This window comes from Streptomyces sp. NPDC051286, assembly GCF_044455345.1.
GTDB lineage: Bacteria > Actinomycetota > Actinomycetes > Streptomycetales > Streptomycetaceae > Streptomyces.
The window spans coordinates 77,610-94,345 of record NZ_JBITER010000023.1 but is presented as its reverse complement, the minus strand read 5'-3'; the positions used below and the strand labels follow the sequence as shown (position 1 = coordinate 94,345).

Annotated in this window: 13 protein-coding genes and 4 pseudogenes; 9 read left to right on the top strand and 8 right to left on the bottom strand. The window is 69.4% G+C overall.

Translation table 11 applies throughout. From position 1 onward, the window contains the following. Nucleotides 1-22: 22 nt before the first annotated feature. Nucleotides 23-154 (top strand): annotated as a pseudogene (locus ACIBB8_RS23200) (SDR family NAD(P)-dependent oxidoreductase); the annotation flags it as partial. Nucleotides 155-306: 152 nt separating this feature from the next. Continuing rightward, nucleotides 307-1,221, top strand: coding sequence for a class II fructose-bisphosphate aldolase (locus ACIBB8_RS23195; protein ID WP_398954976.1), 915 nt, complete (start codon nucleotides 307-309; stop codon nucleotides 1,219-1,221). Nucleotides 1,222-1,474: 253 nt separating this feature from the next. On the opposite strand, the gene ACIBB8_RS23190 is transcribed toward ACIBB8_RS23195, so the two are convergent. Both ACIBB8_RS23190 and ACIBB8_RS23185 read right to left on the bottom strand, forming a co-directional pair. Further along, on the bottom strand, nucleotides 1,475-2,821 hold the full coding sequence (locus ACIBB8_RS23190; protein WP_398954974.1) for an RNA polymerase sigma factor: 1,347 nt from the start codon (nucleotides 2,819-2,821) through the stop codon (nucleotides 1,475-1,477). Beyond that, nucleotides 2,818-3,189 carry a YciI family protein gene (locus ACIBB8_RS23185; protein ID WP_398954972.1) on the bottom strand — a complete coding sequence of 124 codons (372 nt, stop codon included), beginning with the start codon at nucleotides 3,187-3,189 and terminating at the stop codon, nucleotides 2,818-2,820. Before ACIBB8_RS23185 ends, ACIBB8_RS23190 begins: the two co-directional genes overlap by 4 nt. Nucleotides 3,190-3,463: 274 nt before the next feature. On the opposite strand from ACIBB8_RS23185, the gene ACIBB8_RS23180 reads away from it, so the two are divergent. Beyond that, nucleotides 3,464-4,957, top strand: a complete 1,494-nt coding sequence (locus ACIBB8_RS23180; protein ID WP_398954970.1) for an MFS transporter — start codon at nucleotides 3,464-3,466, stop codon at nucleotides 4,955-4,957. A gap of 522 nt (nucleotides 4,958-5,479) precedes the next feature. Here the strand turns inward: ACIBB8_RS23180 and ACIBB8_RS23175 are convergent. Further along, nucleotides 5,480-5,863 (bottom strand): hypothetical protein, encoded by a 384-nt coding sequence (locus ACIBB8_RS23175; protein WP_398954969.1) that lies wholly within the window; start codon nucleotides 5,861-5,863, stop codon nucleotides 5,480-5,482. 95 nt (nucleotides 5,864-5,958) lie between these two features. On the opposite strand from ACIBB8_RS23175, the gene ACIBB8_RS23170 reads away from it, so the two are divergent. Beyond that, the gene (locus ACIBB8_RS23170) at nucleotides 5,959-7,485 is read left to right on the top strand and encodes an MFS transporter (RefSeq protein WP_398954967.1); all 1,527 of its coding nucleotides are present in this window, start codon (nucleotides 5,959-5,961) and stop codon (nucleotides 7,483-7,485) included. Between the two features lie 37 nt (nucleotides 7,486-7,522). Here the strand turns inward: ACIBB8_RS23170 and ACIBB8_RS23165 are convergent. The 4 genes and pseudogenes from ACIBB8_RS23165 to ACIBB8_RS23150 all read right to left on the bottom strand — a co-directional run. Further along, nucleotides 7,523-7,828: pseudogene (locus ACIBB8_RS23165) on the bottom strand (hypothetical protein); the annotation flags it as partial. Nucleotides 7,829-7,930: 102 nt separating this feature from the next. After that, nucleotides 7,931-8,173, bottom strand: a pseudogene (gene tnpA / locus ACIBB8_RS23160) (IS200/IS605 family transposase); the annotation flags it as partial. A gap of 13 nt (nucleotides 8,174-8,186) precedes the next feature. Then, complete coding sequence (locus ACIBB8_RS23155; protein ID WP_398954965.1) at nucleotides 8,187-9,248, bottom strand: alpha/beta fold hydrolase; 1,062 nt, start codon at nucleotides 9,246-9,248, stop codon at nucleotides 8,187-8,189. 25 nt (nucleotides 9,249-9,273) lie between these two features. Then, complete coding sequence (locus tag ACIBB8_RS23150; RefSeq protein ID WP_398954963.1) at nucleotides 9,274-10,533, bottom strand: esterase/lipase family protein; 1,260 nt, start codon at nucleotides 10,531-10,533, stop codon at nucleotides 9,274-9,276. Nucleotides 10,534-10,716: 183 nt separating this feature from the next. Between ACIBB8_RS23150 and ACIBB8_RS23145 the strand changes: the two are divergent. Together ACIBB8_RS23145 and ACIBB8_RS23140 are read left to right on the top strand one after the other, a co-directional pair. Beyond that, nucleotides 10,717-11,130: pseudogene (locus tag ACIBB8_RS23145) on the top strand (helix-turn-helix domain-containing protein); the annotation flags it as partial. Between the two features lie 156 nt (nucleotides 11,131-11,286). Next, a complete protein-coding gene (locus ACIBB8_RS23140) occupies nucleotides 11,287-11,928 on the top strand; it encodes a class I SAM-dependent methyltransferase (protein WP_398954961.1) in 642 nt (213 codons plus the stop codon). On the opposite strand, the gene ACIBB8_RS23135 is transcribed toward ACIBB8_RS23140, so the two are convergent. Beyond that, nucleotides 11,880-12,770: an AraC family transcriptional regulator N-terminal domain-containing protein gene (locus ACIBB8_RS23135; RefSeq protein ID WP_398954959.1), complete on the bottom strand. Its 891-nt coding sequence runs from the start codon at nucleotides 12,768-12,770 to the stop codon at nucleotides 11,880-11,882. The genes ACIBB8_RS23140 and ACIBB8_RS23135 overlap by 49 nt on opposite strands. 192 nt (nucleotides 12,771-12,962) lie before the next feature. On the opposite strand from ACIBB8_RS23135, the gene ACIBB8_RS23130 reads away from it, so the two are divergent. From ACIBB8_RS23130 to ACIBB8_RS23120, 3 genes are all read left to right on the top strand, one after another. After that, nucleotides 12,963-13,505 carry a (2Fe-2S)-binding protein gene (locus ACIBB8_RS23130; RefSeq protein WP_398954957.1) on the top strand — a complete coding sequence of 181 codons (543 nt, stop codon included), beginning with the start codon at nucleotides 12,963-12,965 and terminating at the stop codon, nucleotides 13,503-13,505. Further along, on the top strand, nucleotides 13,502-14,491 hold the full coding sequence (locus ACIBB8_RS23125; protein WP_398954955.1) for an FAD binding domain-containing protein: 990 nt from the start codon (nucleotides 13,502-13,504) through the stop codon (nucleotides 14,489-14,491). The genes ACIBB8_RS23130 and ACIBB8_RS23125 overlap by 4 nt, the downstream gene beginning before the upstream one ends. A 177-nt stretch (nucleotides 14,492-14,668) precedes the next feature. Next, the gene (locus ACIBB8_RS23120) at nucleotides 14,669-16,723 is read left to right on the top strand and encodes a xanthine dehydrogenase family protein molybdopterin-binding subunit (RefSeq protein WP_398954952.1); all 2,055 of its coding nucleotides are present in this window, start codon (nucleotides 14,669-14,671) and stop codon (nucleotides 16,721-16,723) included. Nucleotides 16,724-16,736: the final 13 nt, after the last annotated feature.

Sequence of the window (16,736 nt, the reverse complement as noted above, 5' to 3'; positions counted from 1 at the left end):
GTTGGACAGACCACCCAAGAGGGTCGACACCTTTGCATCCGGCGCCACCGGCACCATCCTGACCGTGAAGAACTTCCTCCCTCTCCTGCTCAACTCGGACAAGCCGGATGTGGTGACCATGGTCTCCGCCTGCGGGACGGCTGGCCGCCGCCAGCTGACCCGGCTCGCCTGCCTCCTCATCCGCGACCTTCTCACCCTCTACGAGTGCGCACTCATGCGTGAATACCGCCCTTTGCGAGCACGTGCAATCATGAATGCCCGCGCCCTGCAGTCCGGGGCACCCAACGTGCTGCTTTGGAGGCTCCCTTGACGCTCGCAGCCATCGGCCCGATGCTCTCCGACGGCCGGGCGCACCACCGCCCGGTCGCCGCCTTCGACGCCCACACCTTCGAGCACCTGCAGGCGATCGTGGCGGGGGCGGAACTGGCGGGCAGCGGTGTGATCATCCAGATCGGCGAGACGGCGGTCGACCATCACGGCGGGCACCTCGCGCCACTCGCCCGGGCCGCCGCCGAGATGGCGCGCACTGCCACCGTGCCGGTCGGGCTCCACCTGACGAAGGTGCGCAGGACCGCACTGCTCGCCCAGGCAGCGCACTGTGGCTTCGGCTCAATCATGTACGACGCCGGTCATCTCTCCTACGCCAGAGCCGTCGCCGTGACTCGGGACGCGGTCTCGTGGGCGCACGAGCAGGGACTCTGGGCGGAAGCGGAACTGACGGACACCGGGGGCCGCGAGGGTCCGCGTGCCGCACGGACCGGCACACCGCCCTGTCCACACGGAGCGCACCTCGCCCCCGGGCCGGCCCAGGAGTTCGCCGACGCCACTGGCGCCGACGCACTTGTCCTCAGCGGCGAAAGCCACCCCTTCGGCACCTGCACGGCGGAGGACCACCGCTCGCTGCTCGCCGGGCTGCGGACAGCGGTGAACGTGCCCCTCGTCCTTCGGGAGTTGTCCGCGGCAAACCCGGAAGAACTGAAGGCAGCGGTCTTCGCGGACGTGGCCAAGCTCGGCTTCGGGCGCGCTCTCGACCCCGCGATGACGCGAGCGCTGCGCGACGGGCTCGCGGCGGGTGGCACGCAGGACCCGGCCGCCTGCCTCGCTGCCGCCCGCCGGGCGATGGCGGACGTGGCCGCCCGCCTCATCCAGACCCTGGACGGCCCGGACGCCGGGCCGAGCCCGTGCCCCCCTGCTGCAAAGCTCCACGCCGGACGGCATTGACGGCCTGACGGGCCGGCTCGCCCCTGGCGACAGACGCTCATGTCCTGCGCCGGAAATCAGTACCGTCCTTCGGACCGGCAGCCGAGCATTCTGCGTGGGCGCAGTCACTGCCCGAGCCCCTGGCCGACGGTGGCGCAGGACGGCCCGGCCCTGTTCGACGAGGCACGCACCCCCATCGACGACTACTACCGCCATGACTGAGAGCGCGCCGGTCAACGCCAACAAAAACCTGGGCCGTTGACCGAGGAAGCCTTCACTGACGCACCCCGACGACTTCCGGCGCCTCAGCAGCCGGCCCGCCACTTCGGTCATGAGCCAGTGCCAGACACCCTTCTCGATGCGCCCGGTGAGGAGGTCGGTCAGGGCGATTCGCAACACCCGTGGCGCAAAGGCCTGTCACCCGGCCGGCCCGGGACTCCAGGTAGCGTTGCTCGGCGATGCTGGCGGTGGACTTCGCGGCGCGCCGGTAGTGCTCGTACGCCTCGGCCATGTCACCGGTCCTCTCCAGCAGATGCGCCCGTACGGACAGCAGCCGGTGATGCCCGGCCATCCGCTCGTCACTGTCCAGCGTGGACAACAGGGCCAGCCCGGCCGGCGGGCCCTCGGTCTCGGCGAGCGCGATCGCCCGGTTGAGGGTGACCATCGGGTTGGGGGCGATCCGTTCCAGGATCAGATAAAGGGCATGCACCTGCGGCCAGTTGGTTTCCCCGGCCGTGGCCGCGTCGGCGTGCGTGGCGGCGATGGCGGCCTGCAGCTGGTACGGCCCCAGCGCAGGGCCCGCCAGCGACGCCTTGACCAGCTCGATGCCCTCGTCGATCAGCCCGCGGTCCCACTTCGTACGGTCCTGCTCGTCCAGCGGCACCAGGTCGCCGGCCGCCGTCGTACGTGCCTCCCGGCGGGCGTGGGTCAGCAGCATCAGCGCGAGCAGCCCGGTCACCTCGCCGTCCTCGGGCAGCTGCGCGTGCACCATCCTGGCCAGCCGGATCGCCTCGTGCGCGAGGTCGGCGCGGTGCAGCTCGCTGCCCGAGGAGGCGGTGTAGCCCTCGTTGAAGATCAGGTAGAGCACGTGCAGGACGACCCGCAGCCGCTCCTGGCGCTCCGCGCCGTCCGGCAGGCTGAACGAGCTTCCGGCGGCCTTGATGCGCTGCTTGGCCCGGCTGATCCTGGCCGCCATCGTGGCCTCCGGCACCAGGAACGCGCGGGCGATCTCGGCAGTGGTCAGGCCGCCGACCGCCCGCAGCGTCAGGGCGGTCTGGGAGGCCGCGGTCAGCGTCGGATGGCAGCACAGGAACAGCAGGACGAGCGTGTCGTCGGTGTCCGGTACGTCATCGGGCACCACCTCGGTGGCCGTCGCCGACTCCCGCTCGCGGCGCGCGTGGTCACTGCGCATCTGGTCGATGAGCCGCCGGGACGCGACAGTCACCAGCCAGCCGCGCGGGTTGCCCGGCACCCCCTCGGCCGGCCACTGCACAGTGGCGGCGAGGACGGCCTCCTGCACGGCATCCTCACACCCCTCGAACTGGGCGTGCCGACGTACCAACGTGCCGAGGACCTGCGGCGTGAGCTCACGCAGCAGGTCCTCGAAGTCCGGTGCTGTCATGCCTCCAATTGTCCGTCAGCGAACATCACCTGCCGAACCTCGACCCCCAGACCCTCGATCGCGGCGTCCGGGATCTGCGCTGCCAGCTCGACCGCCCGCTCCTTGTTCTCGCAGTCGATCAGGTAGAAGCCGCCCAGAAACTCCTTGGCCTCCAGGAAAGGTCCGTCGGTCACCACCGGCTGGCCGCCTCGTACGGACACCACGGCGGCCTGAGACGGATCGACCAGCGCCTGCGTGGTGATCAGCTCGCCGGACTTCTTCAGCTCCTCGATGAACGTGCCGTGGCCGCCGCCGATCGCCGCCTTCTCGTCGTCCGTCAGCGCGTCCAGCACGGCCGGGTTGATATGCATGCTGATCAGGAACTTCATCTCGTACTCCTCGTGGTTCGCGAGCCCCGGCTGGGCCCTTCGACCGGTTGGTCGGAGTCACCGCCGCCGTCTTGACATCCCCCGCCAGAAATTTCGCATGAGTATTTCGCCGTCGCATCGCCCGGACCACGAGATCGCCATGTCCGGTGACGCCTCGCCGTGGGTGACGCCCCACCGTGGCAGCCGCGAGAGATTTCCGCCCCCACCGATGTCAAGAAGCTCCCGACCGCTCCGACCAACCGGCGAAACGTCGAGAGAACAGGGAGTTTCGGATATGCGAGTCAACCGGGCATGGCTGGGACTGGTCGTCCTCATGCTGCCGACATTGCTCGTCGCGATGGACATGACGGCGTTGCTCCTCGCGCTCCCGCAGCTGAGCGCCGACCTGGGCGCCACCAACGTCCAGCAGCTGTGGATCAGTGACAGCTACGGACTCATGGTGGCCGGCCTGGTCATCACGATGGGTACGCTCGGCGACCGGATCGGCCGCCGGCGGCTGCTGATGACCGGCGGAGCGGCGTTCGCGGTGCTCTCGGTCGTGGCCGCCTTCGCGGTCAGCCCGCTGATGCTGATCATCGCGCGTGCGCTGCTGGGCGTCGCCGGCGCGACCCTGGCGCCGTCCACACTTGCCCTGATCACCAACATGTTCCGCGACGAACGGCAGCGCGGGCAGGCCATCGCGATCTGGGCGACCTGCCAGTTCACCGGCGGCGCCCTCGGACCCGTACTCGCCGGATTCCTGCTCCAGTACTTCTGGTGGGGATCGGTGTTCCTGGTCGCCGTGCCGGCGATGGCGTTGCTGCTGCTCGCCGGGCCGGTCCTGCTGCCGGAGTTCCGCAGCGACCAGGCCGGCCGGCTGGACCTGGCCGGCGTCGGGCTGTCGCTCGTGGCGGTGCTCTTGATGATCTACGGCATCAAGCAGCTGACCGTCGAGAGCGTGCCAGTCGTGCCGTCGGTGGCTCTCGTCGCCGGCGCAGCCATCGGATTCCTGTTCGTACGCCGGCAACTGCGGCTTCAGAAGCCGCTGCTGGACCTGCGGCTGCTGCGCAACCGCCCGTTCACGGCCGTACTCGTCGCGCTGGTCTTCGCCGGCATCGCCATGGCTGGTACGGGCCTGCTGGTGACCCAGTACCTGCAGAGCGTGCTGGGCTTCTCGCCGGTCGCGGCGGCGGTGCTGTTCGCGCCCATGGGCCTGGGCGTGGCGATCGGCACCATGGCCGCGCCGGCGCTGGCCCGGCGGATGAAGCAGACGACCGCGATCGCCGGCGGGCTGGTGGGGTCGGCGCTGGGCAGCCTGCTGCTGGTCGGCGTCGACGCTGCGAGCGCCCTGCCGTTGGTGATGACCGGCATCGCCGTACTGGCGCTGGGCACCGGCCCGCTGTTCGCGCTGGGCACCGGGCTGGTCGTCGGGTCCGTACCGCCACAGCGCGCCGGATCGGCGGCGTCGATGTCTGAGACCGGCAACTACTTCGGCGGTTCGCTCGGCTTCGCGCTGCTCGGAGTGGTGGCCGCAGTGGTCTACCGCAGCCGGATGGACGGCACGTCCGACTCGCTGGCCGGCGCGGTCGCCGCCAGCCGGCACCTTCCCGCCGGCCAGGGCGCGGAACTGCTGCACACCGCGCGGGAGGCGTTCACCGCCAGTCTGCACGTCACCGGCGTCGTCGCCGCGGTCATCTTCGCCGGGCTGGCCGTACTGATCCTGACCATGCGCCCGGCAACCCGGACCACCCCGGCCGCACTCCCCGACTACGAGGTGACCGGCTCGTAGAACCCTTCCGAGGCCGACGCTGTGACCCTCGGTCGCCTCGCTGTACCGGGCGCTCGCCGAGGGGGAGGCAGTTCGGCCGCAGAACCGTAGGGACGGCGAACCGCACAGCCGCGAACACGGGCAGGGGCCGGCTCGCTGCAGCTGGGTGTGACCTGGGCGAAGGCCCGGACCGGACTGCCGCCCGGCAGCGCGGCGATGTCTCCAGCAATCCAGGCGTCCACGACCTGGTCCGGTGCCACCACGTCGGCGGACCAGCCTTGTGGACCGCCTCGGGCTGCTGCTGATGGTGCTGGTCACGCCCGCTTCCACGACGGACCGGGACGCCGCCGGCACGATGCTGCCCATCCTGCGGGAGAGCCTCTGCCTCCGCCGCCCGGTGGGCGGCCGATCCGGCGAGCCGACAAGCCTCCTCGTAGGGGCCGCAGCTCGGGAAGAGGCTGCAGACCACGATCAGCATCAGCAGGTCCACGGCCATCCGCAGAGCGTCGGGGACCGACGCCAGCGACTGATCCACGGCCGACGTCAACACGGCGTGCTCCGCGCGGAACCAGGCCCGGGCCTGTTCGGTGCCTCGAAGGCGATGCCCGGATGACCCACAGGGCGGAGCCAGGCGGGTGAGAGGGCGTCGTCGGGCAGGGCCGTGCGTGCCACGAGGACCGCGCTGCCGTAGAGGAGGGCCAGCACCCGGCGCAGCGCCGCCGCCCGGTCCTCGGCACGCTCCGTGGATTCGGCGTGGCGTCGACCGTACAGCCGGAGAAGATCGTGCAAGCGATAGCGGCCCGGAGCAGGGGACTCCAGCATCCCGGCGTCGACCAGGGCCTCCGCGAGATCCTCGGCCGTGTTCCAGAACAGGAGAGGGGGACCCTCTCCACGTTGCGATAACGGCGCGCCTCCCCAGCAGGGCATCGGCTCATGATGCTGTTTATCCGTTTGGACCCGGGGTACCCGGCCTCGGCGCCACGGGCGGCGAAGACGGCCGTCCTCTCAGGAGGCAGAGTCGCATGAGCCGAGGCGGAGGAGCAGTCAGCGGAACGGTCACAACGAAGGTCCCCGCGAGACTGGACCGCCTGCCGTGGTCGCGATGGCACTGGATGATCGTGATCGGCCTGGGCACCGTCTGGATCCTCGACGGCCTGGAAGTCACCGTTGTCGGGAACATCGCCGGCCGGCTCTCCGAAGCCGGCAGCGGCCTGCCGATCAGCAGCGCCCAAGTCACGGGCGTCGCGGCAGCGCTCTACGTGGCGGGCGCCTGCTCGGGCGCTCTCTTCTTCGGCTGGCTCACGGACCGTTACGGCCGCAAGAAGCTCTTCCTGATCACTCTGACCGTCTACCTCGCGGCGACCGCGCTCACCGCCATGTCCTTCTCCGTCTGGTGGTTCTTCCTCTTCCGCTTCCTGACCGGGTTCGGTATCGGCGGCGAGTACGCGGCCATCAACTCCGCCATCGACGAGCTGATCCCCAGCAGGTTCCGGGGCCGCGTCGACCTGATCATCAATGGCAGTTACTGGTTGGGTGCGATAGGTGGTGCTCTCCTGTCGGTCCTCGCACTCGATACCGACATCTTCCCCAAGGATGTCGGCTGGCGGCTGACGTTCGCCCTCGGCGTCGTTCTGGGACTGGTCATCCTTCTCGTGCGCCGTCATGTGCCGGAAAGCCCGCGATGGATGTTCATCCACGGACAGTCCGAGGAAGCGGAGAAGCTCGTCGACGAAGTGGAAAGGGAGATCGAGGGGGAGACGGGCCACCTGCTCCCCGAGGCGGAGAGCGAGATCACTGTCGAACAGCGACGCAGCGTCGGCTTCATCGAGATCGGGAAGACCGTCTTCCGTGACTATCCCAAGCGTGCGACGCTCGGCTTCGCGCTCTTCGTCGGACAGGCTTTCCTCTACAACGCGATCACTTTTGGCTTCGGTTCGATCCTGGTCACGTTCTTCGACGTCTCCACCGGAACAACCGGCTACTTCTTCGCCGCCATCGCGTTCTGCAACTTCCTCGGCCCACTGTTCCTGGGCCATCTCTTCGACACCTGGGGCCGCCGGCCGATGATCGCGGGGACCTACATCCTCTCCGGAGTGCTCCTGTTCCTCACTGCCTGGCTGTTCGACACCGGACGGCTCGACGCCATCACGATGACGCTGTGCTGGTGCGTCGTCCTCTTTTTCGCGTCGGCGGGTGCGAGTTCGGCGTACCTCACGGTCAGCGAGATCTTCCCGATGGAGACGCGGGCCATGGCGATCGCCTTCTTCTACGCGATCGGGACGGCGGCCGGCGGTATCTCCGGCCCGCTGCTCTTTGCGGGCCTGACGCAGAGCGGAGTCGTCGCGGACGCCGCTCTCGCGTTCTGTGTGGGGGCGGCCCTGATGGTGATCGCGGGCCTGGTGGCTGTCTTCTTCGCGGTGGCCGCAGAACAGAAGCCGCTGGAGCAGATCGCTGCGCCGCTTTCGGTGGTCACGCCACAGGACAGCGCTCTGCGGCGCGGGGCCGACGAGAAGAAGCCGGGGTCCCCGCCAGGCGCGCCAGCGGTGTGACGCCCCCTCAGGGGCGGCCTGGCCGGCCGTCGATCGATCAGGGGAGGGTTACTGCGATGAGGCGTCGTAGTGCGGTGTGGGCGGGTGGGCCCCAGGTGGGTTTGCCACCTGGGCGGCCGTGGGTGCCGGTGTCTTCGATGAGGATGCCGCCGAGGGCGCGCAGTACCGCCCGGCCGCGGGCGCGGCGCAGGGCCGCAGTGTCCGGGATGCTGGTGGGCGCGGCTGCGAGGCCGGCCAACCAGTTCTGGCCGAGCGCCCAGCAGGTGGTCCGGCGGACCTGGACGCGCCAGTCTCCGCCTGCCGGAAGAAGTTGGAAGTGCTCCACGTCGTAGTGCTCTCCATCCCTCTTCTTCGGAGGGAATCCCTGCCTTCAGGCGGGGAGGGAATCCGATCCTGGGCCCGGAGGTGCGGAGCGCCGGAGTTCTCTGCACCTCCGTTGTGACGGTCAGGTAGGCCGCTTCTGGTTCTCGATGCAGTCCTTCACTGCCTGGAGTGGTGCGCCGCCGCATGATCCGGCGAAGTAGGAGCCGGACCAGAAGCGGCCGTGCAGGGTTGCGTGGTTGACGCGGCCGGTGAACTCGGCGCGCAGGTAACGAGAGCTGACGCCCTTGAGGCTGTTGACCAGGCTGGAGAGGGCGGCTTTCGGCGGGTAGTGCACGAGCAGGTGCACGTGGTCTTCTTCGCCGTTGTGCCAGGCCGCTTCACCGGCCCGCGGTGAGGGTGTCCAGGAGGGCGGCGGTGAACTCCTTGGGTTTGTCGATGTGTACGGCGTGACCGGCGTCGGGGATGGCAGTTTCGCGGACGTGGCCGCCCGCGGCGGCGTAGTGATCGAGTGCGTGGCGGGTCTGGGCGAGCATGGGTTGGGCAGGGCATTGGTAGGCGCCGGGCCAGCCGGGTACGGCGCCGAGTGCACCGAGGTGGGCGAGGTCGAAGAGCGAGGTGTCGGAGACGATGAGATCGTCGGTGCCGCGGATCCAGCCGATGGGCGGTTTGGGGTCGATCCGGTGCAGGTCGTCAATACGGAAGTGGGTGGGGGCCATGGCGTTGAGGACACCTCGGGGGCCGGGGGCGGTGCCGGGCCAGTGGTCGCTGGGACGGGTGTCGCCGGGGTAGTGGTCGTCTCCGGTGCGGGTGGAGAGCATGGCGTCGACGAAGGCGTCCTCAAGTGCGGGGCGGAACGGCGGCTTTACGTAGCTGGAGGCAAGGACGGCGCGGGGGGAGAGTGGTGAGTCCTCGCTGCGGTCGCCTTCGGTGAGGCGCTGGACGAATTCGGGGTTGACGGTGCCTGCGCCGGAGCCGGCTCCGTCGTGGTGGTTGAGTCGGCCGTCGGGGCCGTGGGTGCCGCCGAAGCCGTAGGGGGAGACGGGGTTGACGAGGGTGACACTGCGGACGGCTGTGGGGTGATCGCGGAGGTGCTGGAGGGTGATGCCGCCGCCCATGCTCCAGCCGACGAGGTGGACGCGGTCGAGGGCGAGGGTGTCGCGTAGGGCGGTGAGGTCGTCGCTGTAGTCCCGGAGGCCGTGGGTGGCGTCGACGGGAAGGGGGTCGGTGCCGCCGAAGCCGCGGAGGTCGACGGCGAGGGGGCGGTAGGTGTGGGGCAGGTCGAGCATGGCCTGCTGCCAGAAGGTGGCGGCGGAGACGTTGCCGTGTACGAAGAGGACGGGTTCGCCGGTCCGGTCGGGGAGTTCGAGGAGGTTGAGGGTGAGCCGGGGGGTGGTGATGAGTCGAGCGTGGATGCCGGGGAGGAGTGCGGGCGCGGTCATGGTCCGTCCTTGGGGGAGTGGCAGGTCAGCCGAGCCAGGCGGCGATCTGGGCGCAGGCGGAGGAGTGCCAGCCAAGTTGAAGGTGGTTGGCGGTGGTGATGAGGGAGGTGCCGGCAACGTTGGCGATGCCGGTGCGGTCGAGGGCACTGTTGACGAAGACCACGCCGTCGCTGGGGCCGCGGTTCTCGTTGTAGATGCCGAGGACGCTGGGGGATCCGCCGGCGAGGAGGTAGGTGGCGACGGTGCCGGGGATGCCTGCCTTGTGGAGGGGGGTGATCAGGGAGCCGGCGTCGATGGCGGTCTGGATGCCACTGCCGGAGGTGTAGAGGCCCTGGCCACCGTGGTAGGTGGTGTACCAGTCCTGTTGGGTCATGTCGATGCCGTAGGCGGTGTCCCAGCGGGCGAGCATCTGGCGCTGTCCGGGATAGGCGTCGTAGCCGTTGGTGGGAGTGAAGGCGAATTCGGGGTGGGCGGTGTAGGTGCCGTAGCAGGTCATGTAGAGGTGGGGCGAGGGGGCGTTGACGCTGCCGCCGCATTGGGGCCAGACGCTGAAGTCGTGGGCCCAGCCGTGGGCGTAGGGGTAGTCGTAGCCGCCGTTGGGGCCGCCGAGAGTGATGAGGCGGCGTACGTCTCCGGCGTAGGGACGTCCCCACGTGGGGTGCAGTGAGGAGACGTAGGCTCGGGTGGACATCTCCCCCTTGCTCCAGCCGACGAGGTCTACCTGGCTGACGCCGAGCCGGTCCTTGATGACGGCGATGGCGTCGCCGACCTGCTGGGCCTGCATCAGGTTGTCGCCCTGCTTATGGGCGAAGTTGATCGCGAAGACGCGGTAGCCGCGGTCGGTGAGGTACTGCATGAGTCCGGTGCTGGGGCAGGAGATGGTGCCGCAGCCGTAGCCACCGGCTTCGCCGGGGTTGGCCCAGGCGCGGTCGGCGTTGTCGTTGGCGCCGTGGACGAGGAGGACGGGGGTCGGGTGACTGCCTCTGTTCCAGCCGGGGGCGGAGTAGAGGAGAAAACGGCCGGAGTAGGGCTGCTTGACGCCGCTGAAGAAGGTGCGTCGCTGGCCGTCCTGGTCGCCACGGCCGTCCGGGGGGTACTGCTCGGAATGAAAACCGCTCGTGGTGTCGAGGTAGCGGTCGACGCGATCCCAGCCGTTGGCAACGGTGGTGTAGGTGGCCTCGAGGGTGAGGTAGGTGGGTGGGGCGGCGTGGGCCGGTGTGGTGGCTGCTGTGAGGCTCAGCAGTGTGAGAAGCAGGCCGAGCAGGGTGCTCGTTACTCTGCGCATCGCGGCTCTCCCGTCCGGGGCGGGCTCGGTGGTCCAGGTCCGCCACGGTAGGGCGGTGCGGGAGACCTCTCCCACGGGGCGGACAGCCATAGATGCGGGTCGGGGGGTGTGCGGTGTCGCCATGCGCTGAGGGACGCCTGGGCTCCCCGGAGAGGGGCTCGGTGATGCGGGGCCCGCCCCGGCTGGACCACCGCCATCGGGGAGCAGGGCGCGGCGGTGCGCCAGCTCGGCCTCGCCGACAGCAGCCTCGGCCGTGTCTCCCGGGCCGTGCGCTGGATCCGCGAGCACTACGCGGAGCCCTTCCGGGTCGAGGACGTGGCGCGCCGTTCCGGCATGAGCGTCTCCGCCTTCTACCGCAACTTCCAGGCGGTGACCGCGATGAGCCCCATCCAGTTCCAGAAGCAGATCCGGCTCCAGGAGGCCAGGCTGCTGCTCGCCACCCACCCGGGCGACGTCACCGGGGTCGGCCACCGCGTCGGCTACGACAACCCGTCACAGTTCAGCCGGGAATACCGCCGCCAGTTCGGTGCGCCTCCCAGCCGGGACGTCGTCCGTCTGCGTCACGGCGTGCGCAACCCAGCAGGTGTTCTTCCCTGAACTGGCTTGATCGCGGTGGAGGATCGTGCAAGGGGCAGCGAGGATCGTTCTACGGTTTCCGCAGGTCATAGCGGTTGAATGGAATCACCGGTTCTCCCGCAGAGCAGGAAAATGCCTGCCCGCCCGCGGATCCCACCGCACCGCAAGGGTCACAGCATGAGTGAAACAGCGCTTTTCGCCCGCGAGTTCCTGCGCAGTCCGCTCCGGACAGCCTCCCTGGTCCCGAGTTCGGCCCGCCTGGTCGAGCGGCTCGTCGCCGCCGTGCCGGAGCGGGGCGAGCCCGTGGTGGTGGAACTCGGGCCCGGCACCGGACCTGCCACCGAGGCGATCCAAAGCAAACTGGCAGGCCGCGGCCGTCACATCGCGGTCGAACTGAACGAGCGGCTCGCCACACATCTGGTTCAGCGGTTTCCCCGCGCCGAGATAGTCACCGACTCTGCCTGGGAACTGCCCCGCATCCTCGCCGACCGGGGCCTGCGCACGGCGGACGTGGTGGTGAGCAGCCTCCCCTGGTCGGCGTTCACCGGCCCGCACGGCCACGCCCTCGTACCGAAAATCGGCTCGGTTCTGTCCGAGAGCGGTGCGTACACGCAATTCACCTACACCTGGGCCCACTGGGCCCCGCCGAGCCGTCACCGGCTCGCACAACTGCGCCGGGAATTCGAAGAAGTGATCGCGAGCAGGACGGTGTACCGCAACCTGCCTCCCGCCCTGGTGTATTCCGCCCGCAGGCCGCGCATTCCGGCCGGTCAGTGCCCTGCGTCGGCAGTGCGTGCCCCGAATCTCACCGTGTCCTGACTGGGTGGTGCGCCGAACAGGCGCCGGTACTCCCGGCTGAACTGGGACGGGCTGTCGTAGCCCACACGGTGTCCGATGTGCGCGATGTCTTTTGGATGCGCTACCAGAAGAAGCCGGGCCTCATGGAGTCTGATCTGCTTCTGGAACTGAATGGGACTCATTCCGGTGACGGCCTGGAAATTCCGGTAGAAGGCAGAAGTGCTCATCCCGATCAGCTCTGCCACGTCGTCCACCCGGAATGCCTCTCTGTAGTTCTCCCGAATCCACTGCACAGCTCTGGCGATGTGGGAGAGCTTGCTGTCCGCGAGGCCGATCTGGCGAACCGTCGCACCCTGCTCGCTCGTGATCAGGCGCCACAGAATTTCACGTTTGATGAGGGGCGCGAGCATGTCCCTGTCCCGCGGCTGGTCGAGCAGGCGCAGCAGCCGCACGGCGGCGTCGAGGAGTTCGTCGGAGGCGTCGCTGACGGCGATGGCGGGTGGCGCGGTGCCGTTTGGAGGAAGGCTGCCGGGTGGGGCCTGCAGCACCATTTCGGCGATGTCCGACGGCCGCAGCAGCAGGCCCAGACCCAGCGCCGGCCGCGCCGGGGTGGCCTGCGTGAAGTGGCCGGTGACGGGCAGATCGACGGATGCGACCAAGTACTGCCCGGCACGGTACTCGTACACGTACTCGCCGAGCGCGAGACGTTTGGCGCCCTGAGCGATCAGCGCCATGACCGTTCCGGTCATGGCGGCATGGGGTGCTTGTGACTTCTCGCGGCCGATCAGCACGTTCTCGATGGCAGTGGTTCCGTCGGCCCGGGCGTGACGCGCCAGCAGAGTGCGGAGTTCGTCCAGCAGCATGGCACCGATTGAAACATCGCCACCGAGGAAGGTCCAGCAAACCTTTCATACTCCGACTCATGCGAAATCACGAAGAGGATCGTGCAAGGCTTCGCCACTTTTAGGCAAAGCAATTATCCGGCGGACTGGTTGAATGTTCTGGAGTCTATGAGGCTCTGTTGTCCGGGGGTTTGTTGAGGAAGGGGAAGCGGTATGACTGATGGAACCCGCAGTGAGATACGTCTTCGCGTCAACGGTCTGACTCACCGTCTGAATATCGACAATCGCAGGACACTGCTCGACGCGCTCCGTGAGGGCACGGGCAACACAGGGCCGAAAAAGGGCTGCGACCGCGGACAGTGCGGCGCCTGCACGGTGCTCCTGGACGGCTGGCGTGTGGTGTCCTGCCTGACGCTGGCAGTCGCAGCCGACGGCTCGGACGTCACGACCGTCGAGGGCCTCGCCCACAATGGTGAACTGCACCCGCTGCAGCAGGCGTTCGTGCAGCTCGACGGACTCCAGTGCGGCTACTGCACCCCCGGGCAGCTCTGCTCCGCGGTCGGCATGCTGGCCGAGCACGCGGCGGGCTGGCCCAGCGCGGTCACCGCAGTTGTCTCACCCGAGGAACCGGCACCGGAGTTGGACGCCGAGGAGGTGCGCGAGCGCCTGAGCGGCAACCTGTGCCGGTGCGGCGCGTACCCGTCGATCGTGCGCGCCGTGCTCGAGGCGGCGTCCCGCGAGGAGATGACGGGATGAAGAAGGTCAGCTATCAGCGGCCGAGGCAGGTCCGGGAGGCCCTCGCCCTGGTCGCCGGCGACGGCGGTGCCCGGTTCCTCGGCGGCGGGACGAATCTCGTCGATCTGATGAAGGACGGCGTCGAAACGCCCACCCGGCTGGTGGACGTGCGCCTACTGCCTCTGGACGGCGTCCGCGAGTCGCCTGACGGCGGGCTCGTCATCGGCGCGACGACGACCAACAGCGACCTGGCGGCCCATCCCGAGGTGCGCCGCCGGTATCCGGCACTCAGCCAGGCCGTGCTGGCGGGCGCGTCGGGGCAGTTGCGCAACATGGCCACGGTGGGCGGCAACCTGCTGCAGCGGACCCGGTGCGGCTACTTCGCAGACCCCTCCCAGCCGTGCAACAAGCGCAGCCCGGGCAGCGGCTGTTCCGCGATCGCCGGCGAACACCACAACCACGCGGTCCTCGGCTGGTCCGACCACTGTGTGGCCACCCATCCCTCGGACATGGCCGTGGCCCTGGCCGCGTTCGACGCGGTCGTGCACTACGAGACCCTGAACGGGACCCACGAGATCCCGCTGTGCGAGTTCTACCCGCCGGTCGGCGAGAGTCCGCAGCGGGAATCGGTGCTGCCCCCGGGTGCCCTGATCACCGCTGTCACCCTGCCGGCCGCCGCGGCGAGCCCGCGTTCGCGCTACCGCAAGGTCCGCGAGCGGGCGTCCTACGCCTTCGCCAACGTGTCCGTCGCAGCCGCGCTGGACGTCCACCAGGGCGTCGTCCAAGGCGCCCGGATCGCACTCGGCGGCCTTGCCTCACGCCCCTGGCGCGCCCACGCCGCCGAGACCGCCCTGCGGGGCACCCCCACCACGGCCGACCGTTTCCGCTTCGCCGCGGACGCGGAACTGTCCGCCGCGCGGCCGCTGCGCGACAACGCGTACAAGGTCACACTCGCCCGCAACCTCATCGAGGCCGTCCTGGCCGAGCTCGCCCACTGGGCCGAGTGACGAACCGGTCCCGTCACACGTCCTGAAGGAGATCAACACATGAACGCGTCCCCGACCAGTCCATCCCCGGCACCGGCCGGAAACCCGGCCCCCGGGCCGAACACCGCCGGTAGCTCCGCCTCGTCGGCCGGCACGAGGGAACCGCCATGGGGGACCGTCGGCACAGCGCGACCCCGTATGGACGGAACGGCCAAGGTCACCGGCGCGGTGCGCTACGCCGCGGACGAGCCGATGAGCAACTTGGCGCACGGCTGGGTCGTCACCTCCACGGTGTCCCGCGGACGCATCCGCGGCATCGACACCTCCGCCGCGCTGGCCATGCCCGGCGTGCTGGGCGTGATCGACCACCGCAACGCGCCCCGGCTCAACCTGGACGCAGGATCGTTCTTCGGGCCCGACGGTGGCATGCACCTGCTGCAGAGCGACGAGATCCCTCATTCCGGCCGGCCGATTGCGCTGGTGGTGGCGGAGACAGCGGAGCAGGCCCGGTCGGCAGCCATGGTCATACGGGTGACATACGCCGAGGAACCGTACGACGTCGACTTCTCACTTGAGCACCCGGCCGCGCGGCCGGCGACGTCGTTCTTCGGAGAAGACGCCACCGTCGGTGACGTGGACAAGGAGCTGGCTGCGAGCGCGGTGGTCGTCGACGAGCGCTACGTCACGCCCGAGCAGCACGGCGCCGCCATGGAGCCGCACTCCGCGACCGCCTGGTGGGAAGGCGACCGCCTGCAGATCGTCGACTCCAATCAGGGGCCCTTCCTGGTCGCCATGACGGTGGCCACACTCTTCTCCCTCGACCCGAAACAGGTACGCGTCCGCGCTGAGCACGTCGGTGGCGGCTTCGGGTCCAAGTCGGGCGGGTGTGGCCCGCAGCTGGTCCTGGCGGTGATGGCCACGACGACGCTCGGCCGTCCCGTGCGCGTCACCCTGACCCGGAATCAGGTCTTCCAGACGGTCTCGATGCGGCCGGCGACCGACCAGCGGGTCCGGATCGGGGCGGATACCGACGGCCGTCTGCGGGCAATCGACCACGCTTCGGCCTTCGAGGTCTCGAAGCTCGCGGATTACCTCGAAAACTGCACCGAGCTCACCAACACGCTCTATGCAGCATCGGCGATCCGCACCCGGCGCACCGCGGTCCCGGTCGACGTCCTGCCGCCGTACTCGGTGCGTGGGCCCGGCGCGACACCCGGTTCGTTCGCTCTTGAATCGGCCATGGACGAGGTGGCGGAACGGTTGCGTATGGACCCCCTTGAGCTTCGGCTGCGCAACGAGCCCTCCACTGGCCCCGTGTCGGGTCTGCCGTTCAGCCGCCGCAACCTCGTCGCGTGTCTGCGGGAGGGCGCTCGCCGGTTCGGCTGGGCCGCACGTGAGCACCGGCCCCGGACGCGGAGGGAGGGACGTCTGCTCGTCGGCACCGGGATGGCGGCCACGTCCTTCAGTGCCGGGGCCCTGCCCTCCTCGGCATCGATCACCGCCGAGACCGACGGCGCGTTCACCGTAGCCATCGGCGCCAGCGACATCGGCACGGGCGCACGCACCGCACTGACCGCGGTGGCGGCCGAGGCGCTGCGGACAGGCCCCGAACGGATACGGCTGCTGATCGCGGACAGCGACCTCGGTCCCACATGGAACGCCGGTGGATCCCGGGGGACGACGTCCTGGTCCTGGGCGATCACCGGGGCCGCGGCGAAGCTGCGCTCCCAGCTGGGCGGCGCCCCGCTGCCGTTGACCGTCTCGTTCGACACCACCGAGTCGCTCGGTGAGCTGCCCCTCATGGAACGGCACTCCTACAGCGCCGTGTTCTGCGAAGCGACCGTCGATCCGGCGACCGGCGAGGTGCGTGTGCGGCGGCTTTTGGGGATGTTCGCCGTGGGCCGCGTGATCAACCCACTGCTCGCACGCAGTCAGCTTGTCGGGGGCATGATCATGGGCTTGTCGGTGGCCCTGCACGAAGAAGGCGTCCGTGATCCGGCCACGGGACGTCACGTCAACACGGACTTCGCGGGCTACCACATCGCCGCACACGCCGACGTACCCGACATCGAAGCCGACTTCGTGCCCGACTATGAACCCGGCGACCCGTCAGGCATCAAAGGAGTCGGTGAAATCGGCACCGTCGGCACCGCGGCCGCGATCGCGAACGCCGTCTGGCATGCCACCGGCCGCCGCCAGCGGACCCTGCCCATCCGTCCGGACCGCGTGATCGAGGAACGGCCTGCGTCGTGAGCCGCCCGCGAGA